The sequence below is a fragment of the Methylobacterium sp. 092160098-2 genome (genome assembly GCF_028920805.1).
Taxonomy (GTDB): domain Bacteria; phylum Pseudomonadota; class Alphaproteobacteria; order Rhizobiales; family Beijerinckiaceae; genus Methylobacterium; species Methylobacterium fujisawaense.
Window position 1 is genome coordinate 4,540,695 of record NZ_JAQPZJ010000001.1, and the last position, 17,092, is coordinate 4,557,786.

Consider the following 17,092-nt stretch of genomic DNA (forward strand, 5'->3'; position numbering starts at 1 on the left):
GGAACACGGGAGGCAGGTCGATGCTGAAGCGGTTGGTCCTGACCGGGATGGTCGAGTTCATGGCGTTCGGGCTGTTGTTCGCGGCGGTCGGCGCCTGGGCGATAGCCTTGGCACCGGTTCGTTAGCCGGATTTTTCCAAGGCGCCCCCGGTTCCTGCGATGGACGGGTTATGCACAGGCGATCCGCCCGGCGCGGCCGACAATCCACAGGCCTGACCGGAACTGGTGCTTCCGGGGCACGACCGGTGGATATCGCCTCTCGTCGGCCCGGCACACGTCGACTTGGAGCCGGCGAGCGGGGATGCTGGCCGACCCCGGAACAAGGTCGGCCATGCCACGCCAGCTCAAGGAGGTCGGATTCGTCCACCTCCACGTCCACTCGTCCTATTCCCTGCTCGAAGGGGCGCTGAAGGTCGGCTCCCTGATCAAGGCCGCGGTCGCCGACCGGCAGCCCGCCCTGGCGCTGACCGACACCAACAACCTGTTCGGGGCGCTCGAATTCTCCGAGAAGGCGGCCGGCGAGGGCGTCCAGCCGATCGCCGGCATCCAGCTCTCGGTGGCGTTCGAGGCCGCTGATCCGCACCAGCGCCAGGCGCCGACGCACCATGGCATCGTGCTCCTGGCCCAGGACGAGGCCGGCTACGCCAACCTGCTGCGGCTGGCGAGCCGCGCCTATTTCGACACGGCGCTCGGCGAAGCGCCGCGCCTGGACGCCGCGGCCCTCGTCGGAGCCTCGGAGGGACTGATCGCCCTCACCGGCGGCCTGTCGGGGCCCCTCGATGCCGCCTTCCGGGCCGGGCGGCCGGAACTGGCCCTCGGCCGCCTGCAGCGGCTCAAGGAGGCATTCGGCGAGGACCGGCTCTACGTCGAGTTGCAGCGCCACGGCCTGCCCGAAGAGGGACGGGTCGAGACCGCACTTCTCGACCTTGCCGGCCGCCACGGCCTCGGGATCGTCGCCACCAACGAGCCCTACTTCGCCAAGCCCGACGATTACGACGCCCACGATGCCCTGCTGGCCATCGCGGAGGGTCGCGTCGTCTCCGACGAGCGCCGCCGCCGGCTGACGCCGAGCCACGCCTTCAAGACCCGCGCCGAGATGGCCGCGCTGTTCCGCGACCTGCCGGACGCGCTCCAGGCCACCGTCGAGATCGCCATGCGCTGCGCCGTGCGGGCGCGCACCCGCAAGCCGATCCTGCCGAATTTCGGCGCCGTGGCGGCGGGCGAGACGCCCCCCATGGCGGAGGCGCTGGCGGAGGCGGCGGACACGGGCGTGCAGGCGGTCTCGGCCGACGAGCCGACCGAGTTGCGCCGGCAGGCCGAGGCCGGGCTGGAGCTGCGCCTGAAGCAGCACGGCACGGCGCCGGGCTTCTCGGAGGAGGATTACCGCAAGCGCCTCGCCTTCGAACTCGACGTCATCGTGTCGATGAAGTTCCCGGGTTACTTCCTGATCGTCTCGGACTTCATCAAGTGGGCCAAGGACCACGACATCCCGGTCGGTCCGGGCCGCGGCTCCGGCGCCGGCTCGCTGGTGGCGTGGTCGCTTCTGATCACCGACCTCGACCCGCTGCGCTTCGGCCTGCTGTTCGAGCGCTTCCTCAACCCCGAGCGCGTCTCGATGCCGGATTTCGACATCGACTTCTGCGTCGAGGGCCGCGAGCGGGTGATCCGCTACGTGCAGCAGCGCTACGGCGAGGGGCAGGTCGGGCAGATCATCACCTTCGGCACCCTGCTCGCCCGCGGCGTGCTGCGCGATGTCGGCCGCGTGCTGGAGATGCCCTACGGGCAGGTCGACAAGCTGACCAAGCTGGTGCCCCAGAACCCGGCCAACCCCGTGACGCTCGCCCAGGCGATCGAGGGCGAGCCCAAGCTCCAGCAGGCCATGGAGGAGGAGCCCATCGTCGGCCGGCTCATCGACATCGCCAAGAAGCTGGAGGGCCTGCACCGGCACGCCTCGACCCACGCGGCCGGCGTGGTGATCGGCGACCGGCCGCTGGAGGAGCTGGTCCCGCTCTACCGCGACCCGAAGACCGGCATGCGGGTGACCCAGTTCAACATGAAGTGGGTCGAGCAGGCCGGGCTGGTGAAGTTCGACTTCCTGGGCCTCAAAACCCTGACCATGCTGCGCTGCTGCACCGATCTCCTGAAGCAGCGCGGCATCGAGATCGACCTCGCGTCGCTGCCGCTCGACGATCCGAACACCTACGGGCCGATGGGCCGGGGCGAGACGGTCGGCGTGTTCCAGGTGGAATCGGCTGGCATGCGCAAGGCGCTCTGCGAAATGCAGGCCGACCGGCTGGAGGACATCATCGCGCTGGTGGCCCTCTACCGCCCGGGCCCAATGGCCAACATCCCGGTCTATTGCGAGCGCAAGCTCGGCCGCGACGCCGGAAACGAGGCGTCCTGGTACCCGGATCCGAAGCTGGAGCCGATGCTGAAGGAGACCTTCGGCATCATCGTCTACCAGGAACAGGTGATGGAGATCGCCAAGGTCCTGGCAGGCTACTCGCTCGGCGAGGCCGACATGCTCCGGCGCGCCATGGGCAAGAAGATCCGCGCCGAGATGGACGCGCAGCGCGACCGGTTCCTGAAGGGCTGCACCGAGCGCGGGCTGACCAAGGCCAAGGCCAACGAGATCTTCGACCTTCTGGCGAAGTTCGCCGATTACGGCTTCAACAAGAGCCACGCGGCGGCCTACGCGCTGCTGACCTACCAGACCGCCTATCTCAAGGCGAACTTCCCGGTCGAGTTCCTGGCCGCCGCCATGACCCTCGACATCGACAACACCGACAAGCTCGCCGAATTCCGCCAGGACGCCCAGCGCCTGAAGATCACGGTGGAGCCGCCCTCGATCAACACCTCCGGCGAGGTGTTCGAGGTGCGCGACGGCAAGATCTTCTACGCGCTCGCCGCCATCAAGGGCGTCGGCCGGGAGGCGGTGCGGGCGCTGATGGAGGCCCGCGGCGACCGGCCGTTCAAGGACCTGGCCTGCCTCGCCCGCCGCCTCAACCCGCGGCAGATCAACAAGCGCACCCTGGAGAGCCTCGTCCAGGCCGGGGCGCTCGACTGCATCGAGCCCGACCGGGCGCGCGCCTTCGCGGCGGTGGAGCCGATGATGAAGCTCGCCGCCAGCGCGGCGGAGGCGGAATCGGCCGGCGTCACCGACATGTTCGGCGGCGTGGTGGCGGACGACGTGTCCCTGCGGATCCCGCCCCATGAGATCTGGCCGATGGCCGACACGTTGAAGCGGGAATACGCGGCGATCGGGTTCTTCATCTCCGGTCATCCGCTGGACGAGTACGGCGACCTGCTCGACAAGCTGCGGGTGCAGAGCTGGACCGATTTCTGCCGCGCGGTGCGGGCCGGGACCTCTAGCGTCGGCCGGGTGGCGGCCTCCGTGCTCGACCGGGCGGAGCGGCGCACCAAGACCGGCAACAAGATGGGCATCGTCACCCTCTCGGACCGGACCGCGCATTTCGAGGCGATCATCTTCTCCGAGGGGCTCGGCCAGTACCGCGACATCCTCGAGCCGGGCCGCCCGCTGGTGCTGCAGCTCCAGGCGAATTTGGAGGGCGAGGATGTCCGCGCCCGGATCCTCACCGCGGAGCCCCTCGACCAGGCGGTGGCCCGCCACCAGAAGGGGATCCGCATCCACCTGAGCGACCCGCGCGGCGTCGCCCCCGTGCAGCAGCGCCTGTCGATGCGCGGCGAGAGCGAGGTGTCGCTGATCCTCAAGCTCGATGGCGGCAGCCGCGAGGTGGAGATCCGGCTGCCCGGCAAATTCCAGGCGACGCCGACGCTCGCCGGCCAGCTCCGGACCGTGCCGGGGGTGGTGCAGGTGGAGGTGAGCTAGAACGGGGCCGCCAGGCAGCCGGTGAGGGCGCCCTTCAGCGCGGCGGCGTCGCTCTCCGCCACCGTGAACACCGCCGTCAGGGCCGGATCGCCGGAGCGCGGGCTCGCCTGCGTCCAGGTGAGCTTGGTGCCGGGCTGGGTGAGCGCCACGGCGAGGCCGCGCAGCGGATCCTCACCGCGGCGGGCGCCCGTCACCGTCAGGGTGAAGCCCGAATCCGCCCCGGTCGCCGCGCCCTGCACGGGCATCCGCATGGAGCGCACGCTGCCGGCACTGGAGACGAGGATGCCGGTGAGCGGCGTCGCGCTGCCGGAGCCTTCGAGCCCGGCGAAGTCGAAGCGCGGCGCCAGCTCGGCGAAGCGCGGCACCGTCAGCGCCGCCGACAGGCCGGTTCCGCCCGGATCGCAGGCGAGGTAAAGGGTCGCCGGACGCTGATCCGTCCCCAGGTCGGCAGTGCCGGTGAGGTTCGCGCCGCCACCGGGCGCCCGGGTGCCGCCGGCGAGCAGCGGCGTCCGCCCGGTGAGGATGTCGGACAGCCTGTCGCCGCGGCTCAGCGGCCCCGCCAGGAGAGCCACGGCGGCGATGCCGACGACCGCCAGAGCTACGCCGATCCGGAGCCGCATCTCATCCTCCACCTGTGGACTTCCCGGGCCGGCGGCATAGACGATCGCGGCCGGCCCGCAACCCTTCCTTCACCACGTCCGCAGGAACCGGGCCGCGATCCCGTCCGTGTGCACCGCAGCAACTCCTTAAAAAGCGATCGATCCTATGCACCGGCGCTCAAGCTTGAGCGTCGCCATGCGCACGAAGATCCTGCTCGCCCTCACCCTGCTGGTCTACGTCACCACCGGCCGCGCCCCCGGGATCCGGGAGCCGCGCAATCCGGATGCCGAGCATGCGGGCGGACGTGTCGCCGTGGTGATGAAGCGGGCCTGGACCTGAACCTCACGCCCCCGGAGCACAGGCCCTGAGCCGCGCGGCCACAAGGGCCTGGAGATTCCAGAGATGGCGGTCGCGGATGCCGAGGCGCTCGCAGGCGTCCACGGTCCGGAACAGGTATTCGGCGCTCGGTCCCTTGTGCCCGCAGGCGGCGGCGATCTTTTCCGCGATTTCGGCGTCCGAGAGGCGGCCGGCGTAGCGGTCGCTGGCGCGGTTGGCCAGGAAGGTCAGCGCCGACACGGTTCCGGTCTCGGTGGCGACCGGCAGCCAGCGGGCGACGTAGCCCCGGCCCCGCATCTCCCGGCGCCAGACCGGCATCAGCGCCTCGCGGATCTCCATCCCGGGCAGGCGGAACACGACGCCCCGGCAGAGGCCGCCGCGGTCCAGCGCCAGGACGAAGCCCGGCCGCTCCGGCGTGCCGCGGAACCGGCGCTGCAGCAGGCAGAACCGGCGGTGGAAGCCGCGCACCGTCCCGATCCGGCGCTCGGCGACCTCGAATTCCGGATTCCACATCAGCGAGCCGTAGGCGAAGACCCAGAGATCGCAGCCCTCGCGCCCGGCGACGATCGCCTCCAAACCCGGGCGCAACTCCGAATCCGACAGCACGTCGAGGGCGCTCGGGTCGTCGGGGACCGGGACGGAATGCGCGCGGGCGATCAGGTCGAGGCTGAGGTCGAGGGTGCGGGCGGGCGCGCAGGGCATGGCTCTCAACGCAGCGGCCTCACGGCTTGTTGCCAAGCGCGTCGAGTTCGGGGAAGGGCCGGGTGCGATGGCCGGTGCAGACCTCGTCGTCGTCGAGCACCGTGAGCCGGTCGGCCTCGTAGAGCAACGTCACCTTCGGGCGCTCGGGCTTGCCGAAGGTCCGGCCGTACATCCGGCCCGACACGCAGTAGATCACCCGGCCGCCCTCCGCGATCGGCCCGGCGATCCGGCTGCCCTCGAAGCGCACCGGCAGCAGCGAGATCGAACCGAAGGCGACCTGCTTGAGCGCCAGGGCGGCGATCCGCTGGAGGAGGGCCGGGGAGGGCACGTCCTCGGCCGCGGGCTTCGGTTTGCGCGGCCCGGCCTGCGCGCCGGCGGAGGCGAGGGCGAGGGCGAGGGCGAAGATGATGGCAAGAGCGGCGCGGGGCGGCATCGGCCCTCGCTAACCGGCCAAGGCTGCCTGAGGCTGGACAGCGCCGAAGGCTGCGGGTCCCTATATGAGGAGAACGAGCGGCACGCGCCCGTCGCGCGCCGCGCCCCTTTCACCTCACGACGCGACGTTCGATGCAATGGACCGACGACGCCCTGGTGCTCGGCCTGCGCCGGCACGGGGAGACCGGCGTCATCCTGGAGGCGATGACCGAGGCCCATGGACGCCATCTCGGCCTCGTCCATGGCGGACGCTCGCGGCGGATGCAGCCGGTGCTCCAGCCCGGCAACCGGGTCCGGCTGACCTGGCGGGCGCGCCTCGACGAGGGCCTCGGCGCCTACGCGGTGGAGCCCCTCGAGTCGCAGGTCTCCCGGCTGATCGGATCGAGCCTGGCCCTATACGGCATCGGACACCTCGCGGCGCTGCTGCGGCTCCTCCCCGAGCGCGACCCGCATCCGGCGCTCTACGCGGCGGCGGGGATCCTCGTCGAGCACCTCGACGACCCCGCCATCGCGCCGCCCCTGATGGTGCGGTTCGAGTTGGCCATCCTGTCGGAGCTCGGTTTCGGCCTGGACCTGACAGCCTGCGCCGCCACCGGCGGCAACGACGCCCTCGCCTACGTCTCGCCGAAGAGCGGCCGGGCGGTCAGCGCCTCGGCGGGCGAGCCCTATCGGGACCGTCTTCTCGCGCTTCCAACCTTCCTGCTCGCCGGCGGATCCCCGGGTCCGGACGGCGTTGCCCAAGGGTTTACCTTGACGGGGTACTTCCTCGACCGGCACGTCTGGGGCCCGCGGGGCCTCGCGCCGTCCGAGGAGCGGGCGCGATTCGTTGCGCTCGGCCGCGAGGCCGGGTAATGTTCGCGCTATGTTCTAATCGCGCCCGGGTCTGAGCGCGGCTCAACCCGGGCTGTGTCATCCCGTCGTTTCGGGGCCGCGAAGCGGGGCCCGGAATCCAGAATCGCTCGGCCCGCAAGGTTCGTCCGCCTCCTCGGACAGGGTCGGTGGTTCTGGATTCCGGGCTCGCCTTCGGTGCCCCGGACTGACGAACCATCCGGAAAGGCGGCGCTGCCGGTCGGCGGCCCCGCCCTGAGACAGGAGCCGTCATGGGCCAGCCCTTCGAGCCGCCGTCCGGCGACGGGATCGAGAGCGTCGAGCTGAAATCCGCGCTGGAAGAGCGCTACCTCGCCTATGCGCTGTCCACGATCATGCACCGGGCGCTGCCGGATGCCCGCGACGGGCTGAAGCCCGTGCATCGGCGCATCCTCTACGGGATGCGGCTGCTGCGCCTCGACCCCAACACCGCGCACAAGAAATGCGCCAAGATCGTCGGCGACGTGATGGGCGACTTCCACCCGCACGGCGACCAGGCGATCTACGACGCCCTGGTGCGGCTTTCCCAGGACTTCGCCCAGCGCTACCCGCTGGTCGACGGGCAGGGCAATTTCGGCAACATCGACGGCGACGGTCCGGCCGCCTACCGCTACACCGAGGCGCGGCTCACCGAGGTCGCCCGCCTTCTGCTCGACGGGATCGACGAGGACACCGTCGATTTCCGGCCGTCCTACAACGGCGAGAAGGAGGAGCCGATCGTCCTGCCGGCGGCCTTCCCGAACCTGCTCGCCAACGGCAGCCAGGGCATCGCGGTCGGCATGGCGACCTCGATCCCGCCGCACAACGCCGCCGAGCTGTGCGACGCGGCGCTATACCTGATCAACCATCCCGAGGCGACGTCCGGGCAGCTCGCGAAGTTCGTGCAGGGGCCGGACTTCCCGACCGGCGGCATCCTGGTGGATTCGGCCGAGTCGATCGCCGAGGCCTACCGCACCGGCCGCGGTGCCTTCCGGGTCCGCGCCCGCTGGACCAAGGAGGATCTCGGCCGCGGCACCTGGAACATCGTCGTCACCGAGATCCCCTACGGCATCCCGAAGGGCCGGCTGATCGAGAAGATGGCCGAGCTGCTGCAGGAGAAGAAGCTGCCGCTGCTCGCCGACGTGCGCGACGAATCCGCCGAGGACGTGCGTGTCGTGCTGGAGCCGCGCTCGCGCACGGTGGATCCGGTGATCCTGATGGAATCGCTGTTCCGGCTCACCGAGCTGGAGGCGCGGATCCCGCTCAACCTCAACGTCCTGGTCGGCGGCCTCGTGCCGAAGGTGATCGGGCTCGCCGAGTGCCTGCGGGAATGGGTCGACCACCGCCGCGTCGTCCTGCAGCGCCGCTCGCGCTACCGCCTCGGCCAGATCGACCGCCGCCTGGAGATCCTGGGCGGGTTGCTCATCGTCTATCTCGACCTCGACGAGGTGATCCGCATCATCCGCGAGGAGGACGAGCCGAAGGCCGCCCTGATGGCCCGTTTCGCGCTGACCGAGATCCAGGCCAACGCCATCCTCGACACCCGCCTGCGCAGCTTGCGCAAGCTGGAGGAGATGGAGTTGAAGCGCGAGTTCGACGCGCTCACCGCCGAGAAGGCCGAGATCGACGCCCTGCTCGCCTCCGAGCCGGCGCAGTGGAAGACGATCCAGGCGCAGATCCGCGCCGTGAAGAAGACCTTCGGGCCCGAGACCAAGCTCGGCAAGCGCCGCACGACGCTGGCGAGCCCCCCGGATGTCGGCGGCATCGACTTCACCGCGGCCCTGGTCGAGCGCGAGCCGATCACCGTGATCGTCTCGACCAAGGGCTGGATCCGGGCGCTCAAGGGCCACGTCGCCGACCTCTCGGGCGTTGCGTTCAAGGGCGACGACACCCTGAAGATCGCCTTCCCCACCGAGACCACGCAGAAGATCCTGCTGCTCGCCACGAACGGCAAGGTGTTCACGCTGGAAGCCTCGAAGCTGCCGGGCGGGCGCGGCTTCGGCGACCCGGTGCGGCTGATGGCCGACCTCGACGACGGCACCGAGATCGTGGCGGCGCTGCCCTACCGGCCCGAGACCAAGCTGCTGATCGCGGGCTCGGACGGGCGCGGCTTCGTGGCGCCCGCCGACGCGCTGGTGGCCAACACCCGCAAGGGCAAGAACGTGCTGGGCCTCGACGGCGACGCCACCGCGGCGGTGCTGGTGCCGGCCGAGGGCGACCACGTCGCGGTGGTCAACACGGAAAAACTGCTGCTGATCTTCCCGATCTCCGAGGTGGCCGAACTCGCCCGCGGCAAGGGCGTGCGCCTCCAGCGCTGCCGCAGCGGCGGGCTGCTCGACGCGCACGTGTTCAAGCTGGCGGACGGCCTGCCCTGGCAGGACGGCTCACCGGAGGGCCGGCTCGCCAACGCGTCGGTGCTGGAGAAGTGGCTCGGCCACCGGGCCGAGGTCGGGCTGATGATGGCGCGCAGCTTCCCGAAATTCGAGCGGTTCGGGCGCTGAAGCGGGGCCGACTGAAAGAGGACGGCCATACGCACGTCCGTTCATGTAGGCGCGACAGGCTCCCTCTCCCGTTCGGGAGAGGGTTGGGGTGAGGGTCGAGAAGGATCAGAATTGAGCCCGCCATCGACGCGCGTTTGGGTCGCGCCTCTTCCGGATCGTTCTCATCCCTGTCCCTCTCCCGCTCGGGAGAGGGGAATCGCGCCTCGTTCGGAGACGGTCTCAGCGCGAACGCTGATCGAGCCAGAGCGCGCCAAGGGCCACCACGCCGCCGCCGATCGGAACCGCCAGAAGAAAGAGCTGGGCTGTCGTCACGGGCAAAAAGGGTCCGTGGTGCGTGCCACCGCCCCCTGTAGGGCGCCATCCATGGCCCCACAACGACCACGGGGCACCGGGTCGACCAGCCCCTCCGTCATCGCGAGCACAGCGAAGTGACTCAGGGCTACGCGGCATACGTTAGCGTGGTGCCGACTGGATTGCTTCGCTCCGCTCGCAAGGACGGCGGCGCCGAAGCGACGGATTAGCACCCCTATCACCGCGCCTTCACAGCCGCCTCGTCCGCCGCCCAGAGGTGCTGCGCCGCGTAGGCCCGGAACGGGCGCCACGCCTCGGCCCGGGCCAGGAGCGCCGCCGGGCTTGGACGCCCGGTGCGGCTCTCCAGCGCCCGCAGCAGGCCGACATCGCCCACCGGCAGGGCGTCGGGCAGCTTGAGCGCCCGCATGGCGATGTACTGCGCCGTCCAGGGACCGATCCCGCGGATCGCCGTGAAGCGGAGCACCGCGGCCTCCAGCGACTCCGCCGGGGCGAACAGGTCCGGATCGGCCAAAGCCGCCGCGGCCAGCGCCCGGATCGCCGCGCCGCGGGCCCGCGGCATGTTGAGCGCCAGGGCGATATCCGCCTCGACCAGATCCGCCGGCGTGGGAAAGACGTGGGTCAGCCCGCCCATCGGCTCCGCGAGAGGCGTCCCGAACGCCGCCACCAGCTTGCCCGCAAGCCCGATTGCGGCCGCCACAGAGACCTGCTGACCGAGGATCGCCCGGCAGCCGGTCTCGAACGGGTCCCAGGCCCCGGGGAGGCGCAATCCCGGCCGCGCGGCGACGAGCGGGGCCAGGACCGGATCGCCGACAAGGCAGGCCGCGATGGCGCCGGGATCGGCGTCGCAGTCGAAGAGGCGGCGCAGGCGCCCCGCGACCGCCTCGGCGTACCCGGCCTCGACACCGCGCAGCGCGACGTGCAGGCAATCCGCGCCGGGCGCCACCGTCAGGAGCCCGTGCCGCCCCGCGATGCTGATCGTGCGGGCGTAGGCCGCCGCGGGATCGGCCGCCTCGACGCCCGGGATCGCCCGCTTGGCGAGGAACGCGCGGATCGCCGCCCAGTCGTAGGGCGGCCGGACGGGCAGGCGGCGTTCGATCGCCCCCGCAAACACGAAGGGCGGCCTCTCGGCCGCCCCGTCGCTCGCGTCACAGGACAGGTGGTCCTGCCTCAGCCGCGCTGGTCGACCGGCACGTAGTCGCGCTGGGTCGGACCGACATAGAGCTGGCGGGGACGGCCGATCTTCTGCGACGGATCCTCAATCATCTCGGCCCACTGGGCGATCCAGCCGACCGTGCGGGCCACGGCGAACAGCACCGTGAACATGTCGGTCGGGAAGCCCATCGCCTTGAGGGTGATGCCCGAATAGAAATCGATGTTCGGGTAGAGCTTCTTCTCGATGAAGTACTCGTCCTTGAGGGCGATCTGCTCCAGCTCCATGGCGACGTGGAGCAGCGGATCGTCGGTCTTGCCGAGCTCCTTCAGCACCTGATGGGTGGTGCTCTGCATGATCCGGGCGCGCGGGTCGTAGTTCTTGTAGACCCGGTGGCCGAAGCCCATCAGGCGGAACGGGTCGTTCTTGTCCTTGGCCTTGGCGACGTACTTGCCGACGTTCTCCGGGGTGCCGATCTCCATCAGCATCTTGAGCGCCGCCTCGTTGGCGCCGCCATGGGCCGGGCCCCACAGACAGGCGATGCCGGCCGCGATGCAGGCGAAGGGGTTGGCGCCCGAGGAGCCCGCGAGCCGCACCGTCGAGGTCGAGGCGTTCTGCTCGTGGTCGGCGTGCAGGATGAAGATCTTGTCGAGCGCCCGGGCGAAGACCGGGTTCACCTCGTACTCCTCGCACGGCACCGCGTAGCACATGCGCAGGAAGTTCGAGGTATAGTCGAGGTCGTTCTTCGGGTACACGAACGGCTGGCCGATCGAGTACTTGTAGGCCATCGCGGCGAGCGTCGGCATCTTGGCGATCATGCGGATCGACGCGATCAGCCGCTGGCTCTCGTCCGTGATGTCGGTCGAGTCGTGGTAGAAGGCCGAGAGGGCGCCCACCGAGGCGACCATCACGGCCATCGGGTGCGCGTCGCGGCGGAAGCCGGTGAAGAACCGGTTCATCTGGTCGTGCACCATGGTGTGGCGCGTGACCCGATACTCGAAATCGGCCCGCTGGGCGGCGGTCGGCAGGGCGCCGAACAGCATCAGGTAGCAGGTCTCGAGGAAGTCGCCCTTCTCGGCGAGCTGCTCGATCGGGTAGCCGCGATAGAGCAGCACGCCCTCGTCGCCGTCGATATAGGTGATCTTCGATTCGCAGGACGCCGTCGAGGTGAAGCCCGGGTCGAAGGTGAAGGCGCCGGTCTGGGCGTAGAGCTTGCCGATATCGATCACGTCCGGCCCGATCGTGCCGGATTTCACCGGCAGCTCGATCGACTTGCCGTCCACGGTGATGGTGCTGGGTGCGCTCATGGATCGTGGACCCTTCTCTGGCGACGTGGCGGATGCCGGGCTCGGGCTGCCCGAGTCGGTCCCGGGGGCCTGAGCACACGCATTATGCTGCGGGTGCTCACAGGCATGGGTTACCCAAACGGCACTGCAGCAGCAACGGGGTCGGTGACAACCCGACCCCGACGCCAAGCAAATTCCACCAAGCGCAATTCGAGCCGGGGCCGGCAGTTCCCCGGCTACGCCCGGTGGCTTCAGACCTGCGGCACCTGATCGCCCAGGCGGGCAAGGGTTTCCGCCCGGCCGAGCACCGCCATCACGTCGAACAGGGGCGGGGAGGTGGTGCGGCCGGTCAGCGCCGCGCGCAGGGGCTGGGCCACCTGCCCGAGCTTGCAGCCGGCGTCCTCCGCGTACTGGCGAACCGCACCCTCGGTCGAGGCCGCATTCCAGTCCGGCAGCGCCTCGAGCACCGGCCGCACCCCGGCGAGCCGGGTGCGGCCCTCGTCGGAGAGGAGGGCGCGGGCCTTGTCGTCCAGCGCCAGCGGCCGCTGGGCGTAGAGGTAATAGGCGCTGTCGAGGAGCTCGATCAGCGTCTTGGCCCGCTCCTTCAGGCCCGGCATGGCCTGGGTGAGCTTGTCCTTGAGGTCGGGCTGCAGCGGCGCCGACAGGCCGCGTCCGGGACCGACATTGGGCAGGATCGTCTCGATCGCCGCGACGAGATCGGCATCGGTGCTGGTGCGGATGTAGAGGCCGTTGAGGTTGGCGAGCTTGGCGAAGTCGAACCGCGCCGCGGAGCGCCCCACCGCGCCGAGGTCGAAGGCCGCGACCATCTCCTCGGTGGAGAAGACCTCCTGGTCGCCGTGGCTCCAGCCGAGCCGCACGAGGTAGTTGCGCAGGGCCGCCGGCAGGTAGCCGAGATCGCGATAGGCCTCGACGCCGAGCGCCCCGTGGCGCTTCGAGAGCTTGGCTCCGTCCGCCCCGTGGATCAGCGGGATATGGGCCATCCGGGGAATGTCCCAGCCCAAGGCGGAAAAGATCTGGCTCTGGCGCGCCGCGTTGGTGAGGTGGTCGTCGCCGCGGATGATCTGCGTGACGCCCATGTCGTGGTCGTCGACCACCACGGCCAGCATGTAGGTCGGCGTCCCGTCCGAACGCAGCAGGACGAGGTCGTCGAGGTCCTTGTTGGCCCAGGTCACGCGGCCCTGGACGGCGTCCTCGACGACGGTCTCGCCCTCGGTCGGCGCGCGCAGGCGGATCACCGGCTTGACCCCGGCGGGGGCCTCGGACGGGTCGCGGTCGCGCCAGCGGCCGTCGTAGCGGGGGGCGCGGCCCTCGGCCCGGGCGGTCTCCCGCATCGAGGTCAGCTCCTCGGCGGTGGCATAGCAATGGTAGGCACGGCCGGCCGCCAGCAGCTCCTCGGCCACGGCCCGGTGGCGCTCGGCCCGGGCGAACTGGAACACCACGTCCCCGTCCCAGTCGAGGCCGAGCCAGGACAGGCCGTCGAGGATCGCGTCGATCGCGCCCTTGGTGGAGCGCTCCCGGTCGGTATCCTCGATGCGCAGCAGCATCTTGCCGCCGGTGTGGCGGGCGTAGAGCCAGTTGAACAACGCCGTGCGGGCCCCGCCGATATGCAGGTAGCCGGTGGGCGAGGGGGCGAAGCGCGTGACGACGGCTGAGGACATCGGTCCGGTATGTTCCGGGGCTGGTCGCGGACGGAGCGCGACGGACGGCGAAGGGGCGGCGGAGCGGCGAGGGGCTCGACAGGGCGCCCGTAGCACGAAGCACCGGCTGTAGCACGAGCCGGAGGATGCGTTAAGAATCGCCCGCAGAATCGCCCGGCCCCGAGACAGGTCGCGCGGAACGGGGCGGCGGCGATGCGGCGGATCGGCGCGAGGCTGGCGGGCGGCGCGGTGGCGCTGGCCGGCCCCCGCGCGCCCGCCCTCCCGGTCATCCGCCACTGGGTGGCCGAAGGCCTCGCCCGGGACGCCGAGCAGCGCCGGCTGTTCCCCTGGCTGGCGGTGGCCTTCGGCGGGGGGATCCTGGTCTATTTCGCGGCGACCGACGGCGCGCCGAGCCTGGCCGCGCCCCTTGTCGCCGCCGCCCTTGCCCTGGCGCCGATCCCGCTCCTCGGCGCGCGCCCGGCGACGCTGGCGGCGGTGCTCGCGGTGGCGGCCGCGTTCCTCGGCTTCGCGGCGGCAGCCTGGCGGGTCTCGGAGGTCGCCGCCCCGGTCCTCACCCGCACCACCATCGGCCCCCTCATCGGAACGGTTGAGGCCCTGGACGAGCGCGAGGTCGGCGCCCGGCTGCTGATCCGGGTGGAGAGCTTCGCCGGCCTCGCGCCGGAGGCGCGGCCCGCCCGGGTGCGGGTGTCATTCCGCAAGACGCCGACCCCGCTTCCCGGGGACGTCGTCGCCGCCACCGCCCGGTTGTTGCCTCCCCCGGAGGCGGCCCGGCCCGGAGGCTACGATTTCGCCCGAGACGCCTACTTCCAGGGGATCGGCGCGGTGGGCTCCCTGGTCGGGGCGGTCACGATCCGGGCGCCGACCGAGCCGCCGCCCCTCCGCCTGCGGCTCGCCGCCACGCTCGACGCGGCCCGGAACGGGCTCACCCGCCGGATCGCGGAGGCCGCCGGCGGCCAGGCGGGCGCGGTGGCGGCGGCCCTGGTGACCGGCAAGCGCGGCCTCATCGGCCCGGCGACCAACGATGCGCTGCGCGCCGCCGGCATCTACCACGTTGTGTCGATCTCGGGCCTCCACATGGTGCTGGCCGCCGGCGTGGTGTTCTGGCTGGTGCGGGCGCTGCTCGCGCTGGTCCCCCATTGCGCGCTCCTCTGGCCGATCAAGAAGATCGCGGCCGGCTTCGCCATGGTCGGCGTCACCGCCTACTGCGCCTTTTCGGGCTGGGACATCGCCGCCGAGCGCTCGCTGATCATGACCCTGATCATGCTGGGCGCGATCCTGGTGGACCGGCCGGCCCTGTCGATGCGCAACCTCGCCCTCGCGGCGCTGATCGCCCTGGCCCGGGAGCCGGAGGGCCTGCTCGGCCCGAGCTTCCAGATGTCCTTCGGCGCCGTGGCCGGGCTGATCGCCTGCGCGCGGCTGATCGACGGGCGGCTGTTCGTGCGCCCCGGGGCGGGCCGGCTCGGTCGGCTCGTCGGCACCGGCCTCTCGGCGGTCACCGGGACCCTGGCCACGACCCTGGTGGCGCAGGTCGCGACCGCACCCTTCGCCACCTACCATTTCCAGACGATCCAGCCCTTCGGCCTCGTCGGCAACGCCCTGACCCTGCCGCTCGTCTCCCTCGTGGTGATGCCCTCCGCGGTGATCGGGATCCTCGCCTATCCCTTCGCCCTCGACCGCCCGATCTGGTGGCTGATGGGTCAGGCGGTGGGGGGCATGCTCGCCGTCTCCCAGTGGATCGCCAGGTTCGAGCGGGCCATCGTGGTCGTACCGGCCTTCGGCACCGCGGCGCTGTTCCTGCTGACCGCGGGCCTGCTGCTCGCGACGTTACCGGCCTCCCGCCTGCGCTGGCTCGCCGTGCCGCCGATCCTGCTCGGACTCGTCGTCGCGGCCCGACCCGACCGCTACGACCTCTATGTCGATCGGCAGGGTGCGGGGGCCGCGGTGCGGGGGCCGGACGGACGGCTCGCGGCCCTCGGCAGCCCGTCCGGCTTCGTTCTCGAACAATGGCTGAAGGCGGACGGCGATGGACGGGGAGCCGGGGCACTGATCGTCCGATCGGGCAGCGGCCGCTGTGACCGGCTCGGATGCACCGCGCGCCTGCCGGACGGACGGGCGGTCGCCCTGGTCCGGGACCGGCGGGCCTTCCCGGAGGATTGCGCCCGCGCCGCGGTGCTGATCACGGGTCTCGTGGCCCCACCGACCTGCACCGGCCCCCTGGTGATCGACCGGCGCGTCCTGGCCGCCCAGGGCGCCGTCGCCCTCAGGTCCGACGGCGACGGCTTCGTCGCCCGTCACGCCCGGGCCGATGGCCGCTCCGTGCCTTGGCGACCACGCTCGGGACACGGGTCGGGGCCGCCACAATTGGTCACCGCGCCCTCCGCGGAGGCCCGCGCCTCTGACGACGTGGCGACAACGCCTCCGGAAACCGATGCGTCGGGCGGGGACCTCGCCCCCGGCGACGCGCCGGCCGAGCCGCTTCAGTAGCGGCGGACGAGGCTGACGAGGCGGCCCTGGATCCGGACCCGGTCGGGCCCGAGGACGCGCGTCTCGTAGGCCGGGTTGGCGGCTTCCAGGGCGATCGAGGAGCCGCGGCGGCGCAGACGCTTGAGCGTCGCCTCCTCGTCGTCGATCAGCGCCACGATGATGTCGCCGGTATTGGCCGTGTCCTGCTTGCGGATCACCACGAGGTCGCCGTCGAGGATGCCGGCCTCGACCATCGAGTCGCCGCGCACCTCCAGGGCGTAGTGCTCGCCGCCGGCCACGAAATCCGGCGACAGGGTGATGGCATGGCTCTGGTTCTGGATCGCCGAGACCGGCGTACCGGCGGCGATCCGGCCCATCACCGGGATCGAAATGGCACGACCGGCGTCGTCGATCATCCGCGTGCTGGCCGGGGCCGGCGGATGCTTGGACTTGCCGCCCTCGACCACGCTCGGGGTGAAACGGCGCGGCTCGGCCGGGGCCGAAGATGGGGCCGAAGATGGGACCGTCTGGCTCAGGCTCTCGGGGATGCGGATCACCTCGATGGCGCGCGCCCGATTCGGCAGGCGCCGGAGGAAGCCGCGCTCCTCCAGGGCCGTGATCAGCCGGTGGATGCCGGATTTCGACTTGAGGTCGAGGGCGTCCTTCATCTCGTCGAAGGACGGCGGGACGCCGCATTCCTGCATCCGGCTCTGGATGAAACGCAGGAGGTCCAGCTGCTTGCGCGTGAGCATCGAAGGGGGACTCGCGGCTTGGCAGACCGCCCCGTGACGGTCTCTGAAACAAATCACGAACAGGTTAAACGTTCCGCAAGTGTTCCGCAAGGGCGGCACCGCTACGCTTGGCGCGTCGCTCCGCGCTCACGGGAGCAAGGTCGAGAAACGCATTGACGGCGCAAGCGGAGCCGTTTCAATGCAC

At 71.1% G+C, this 17,092-nt stretch carries 12 protein-coding genes; 5 read left to right on the top strand and 7 right to left on the bottom strand.

The window, feature by feature from the left end:
• The first annotated feature begins 330 nt into the window (after window positions 1–330).
• Window positions 331–3,849, top strand: coding sequence for a DNA polymerase III subunit alpha (dnaE, locus tag PQI07_RS21410; RefSeq protein ID WP_274927350.1), 3,519 nt, complete (start codon window positions 331–333; stop codon window positions 3,847–3,849).
• Here dnaE and PQI07_RS21415 read toward each other — a convergent pair.
• Window positions 3,846–4,469: a hypothetical protein gene (locus PQI07_RS21415; RefSeq protein WP_043349609.1), complete on the bottom strand. Its 624-nt coding sequence runs from the start codon at window positions 4,467–4,469 to the stop codon at window positions 3,846–3,848. The genes dnaE and PQI07_RS21415 overlap by 4 nt on opposite strands.
• Before the next feature lie 175 nt (window positions 4,470–4,644).
• Here PQI07_RS21415 and PQI07_RS21420 point away from each other — a divergent pair, with 175 nt between their 5' ends.
• Window positions 4,645–4,788: a hypothetical protein gene (locus PQI07_RS21420; protein WP_164706385.1), complete on the top strand. Its 144-nt coding sequence runs from the start codon at window positions 4,645–4,647 to the stop codon at window positions 4,786–4,788.
• 3 nt (window positions 4,789–4,791) lie between these two features.
• Here PQI07_RS21420 and PQI07_RS21425 read toward each other — a convergent pair whose 3' ends face one another.
• Together PQI07_RS21425 and PQI07_RS21430 are read right to left on the bottom strand one after the other, a co-directional pair.
• The gene (locus tag PQI07_RS21425) at window positions 4,792–5,487 is read right to left on the bottom strand and encodes a gamma-glutamylcyclotransferase (RefSeq protein WP_043757238.1); all 696 of its coding nucleotides are present in this window, start codon (window positions 5,485–5,487) and stop codon (window positions 4,792–4,794) included.
• A gap of 19 nt (window positions 5,488–5,506) precedes the next feature.
• Entirely contained in the window at window positions 5,507–5,920 is a 414-nt protein-coding gene (locus PQI07_RS21430) for a hypothetical protein (RefSeq protein ID WP_053608498.1), read from the bottom strand.
• Between the two features lie 131 nt (window positions 5,921–6,051).
• Between PQI07_RS21430 and recO the strand changes: the two genes are divergently transcribed.
• Window positions 6,052–6,771: a DNA repair protein RecO gene (gene recO / locus PQI07_RS21435; protein ID WP_043349601.1), complete on the top strand. Its 720-nt coding sequence runs from the start codon at window positions 6,052–6,054 to the stop codon at window positions 6,769–6,771.
• Window positions 6,772–7,019: 248 nt separating this feature from the next.
• Complete coding sequence (gene parC, locus PQI07_RS21440) at window positions 7,020–9,266, top strand: DNA topoisomerase IV subunit A (protein WP_274927351.1); 2,247 nt, start codon at window positions 7,020–7,022, stop codon at window positions 9,264–9,266.
• A 529-nt stretch (window positions 9,267–9,795) separates the two neighbouring features.
• Here the strand turns inward: parC and PQI07_RS21445 are convergent.
• The 3 genes from PQI07_RS21445 to gltX form a co-directional block, all read right to left on the bottom strand.
• Window positions 9,796–10,689 carry a DNA-3-methyladenine glycosylase family protein gene (locus PQI07_RS21445; protein ID WP_274927352.1) on the bottom strand — a complete coding sequence of 298 codons (894 nt, stop codon included), beginning with the start codon at window positions 10,687–10,689 and terminating at the stop codon, window positions 9,796–9,798.
• A gap of 56 nt (window positions 10,690–10,745) precedes the next feature.
• A complete protein-coding gene (gltA, locus tag PQI07_RS21450; RefSeq protein WP_012319002.1) occupies window positions 10,746–12,035 on the bottom strand; it encodes a citrate synthase in 1,290 nt (429 codons plus the stop codon).
• A gap of 230 nt (window positions 12,036–12,265) precedes the next feature.
• Window positions 12,266–13,693, bottom strand: coding sequence for a glutamate--tRNA ligase (gltX, locus tag PQI07_RS21455; RefSeq protein ID WP_053608494.1), 1,428 nt, complete (start codon window positions 13,691–13,693; stop codon window positions 12,266–12,268).
• A 192-nt stretch (window positions 13,694–13,885) separates the two neighbouring features.
• Here gltX and PQI07_RS21460 point away from each other — a divergent pair, with 192 nt between their 5' ends.
• Window positions 13,886–16,177 (top strand): ComEC/Rec2 family competence protein, encoded by a 2,292-nt coding sequence (locus PQI07_RS21460; RefSeq protein ID WP_274927353.1) that lies wholly within the window; start codon window positions 13,886–13,888, stop codon window positions 16,175–16,177.
• Here the strand turns inward: PQI07_RS21460 and lexA are convergent.
• Window positions 16,171–16,908 carry a transcriptional repressor LexA gene (lexA, locus tag PQI07_RS21465; protein ID WP_053608492.1) on the bottom strand — a complete coding sequence of 246 codons (738 nt, stop codon included), beginning with the start codon at window positions 16,906–16,908 and terminating at the stop codon, window positions 16,171–16,173. The genes PQI07_RS21460 and lexA overlap by 7 nt on opposite strands.
• Window positions 16,909–17,092 lie beyond the last annotated feature (184 nt).

Excerpts from the sequence above, each read along its gene's own strand:
- dnaE (WP_274927350.1), top strand. The coding sequence starts at position 331 with ATGCCACGCCAGCTCAAGGAGGTCGGATTCGTCCACCTCCACGTCCAC.
- PQI07_RS21415 (WP_043349609.1), bottom strand. The coding sequence starts at position 4,469 with ATGCGGCTCCGGATCGGCGTAGCTCTGGCGGTCGTCGGCATCGCCGCC.
- PQI07_RS21420 (WP_164706385.1), top strand. The coding sequence starts at position 4,645 with ATGCGCACGAAGATCCTGCTCGCCCTCACCCTGCTGGTCTACGTCACC.
- PQI07_RS21425 (WP_043757238.1), bottom strand. The coding sequence starts at position 5,487 with ATGCCCTGCGCGCCCGCCCGCACCCTCGACCTCAGCCTCGACCTGATC.
- PQI07_RS21430 (WP_053608498.1), bottom strand. The coding sequence starts at position 5,920 with ATGCCGCCCCGCGCCGCTCTTGCCATCATCTTCGCCCTCGCCCTCGCC.
- recO (WP_043349601.1), top strand. The coding sequence starts at position 6,052 with ATGCAATGGACCGACGACGCCCTGGTGCTCGGCCTGCGCCGGCACGGG.
- parC (WP_274927351.1), top strand. The coding sequence starts at position 7,020 with ATGGGCCAGCCCTTCGAGCCGCCGTCCGGCGACGGGATCGAGAGCGTC.
- gltA (WP_012319002.1), bottom strand. The coding sequence starts at position 12,035 with ATGAGCGCACCCAGCACCATCACCGTGGACGGCAAGTCGATCGAGCTG.
- gltX (WP_053608494.1), bottom strand. The coding sequence starts at position 13,693 with ATGTCCTCAGCCGTCGTCACGCGCTTCGCCCCCTCGCCCACCGGCTAC.
- PQI07_RS21460 (WP_274927353.1), top strand. The coding sequence starts at position 13,886 with ATGCGGCGGATCGGCGCGAGGCTGGCGGGCGGCGCGGTGGCGCTGGCC.
- lexA (WP_053608492.1), bottom strand. The coding sequence starts at position 16,908 with ATGCTCACGCGCAAGCAGCTGGACCTCCTGCGTTTCATCCAGAGCCGG.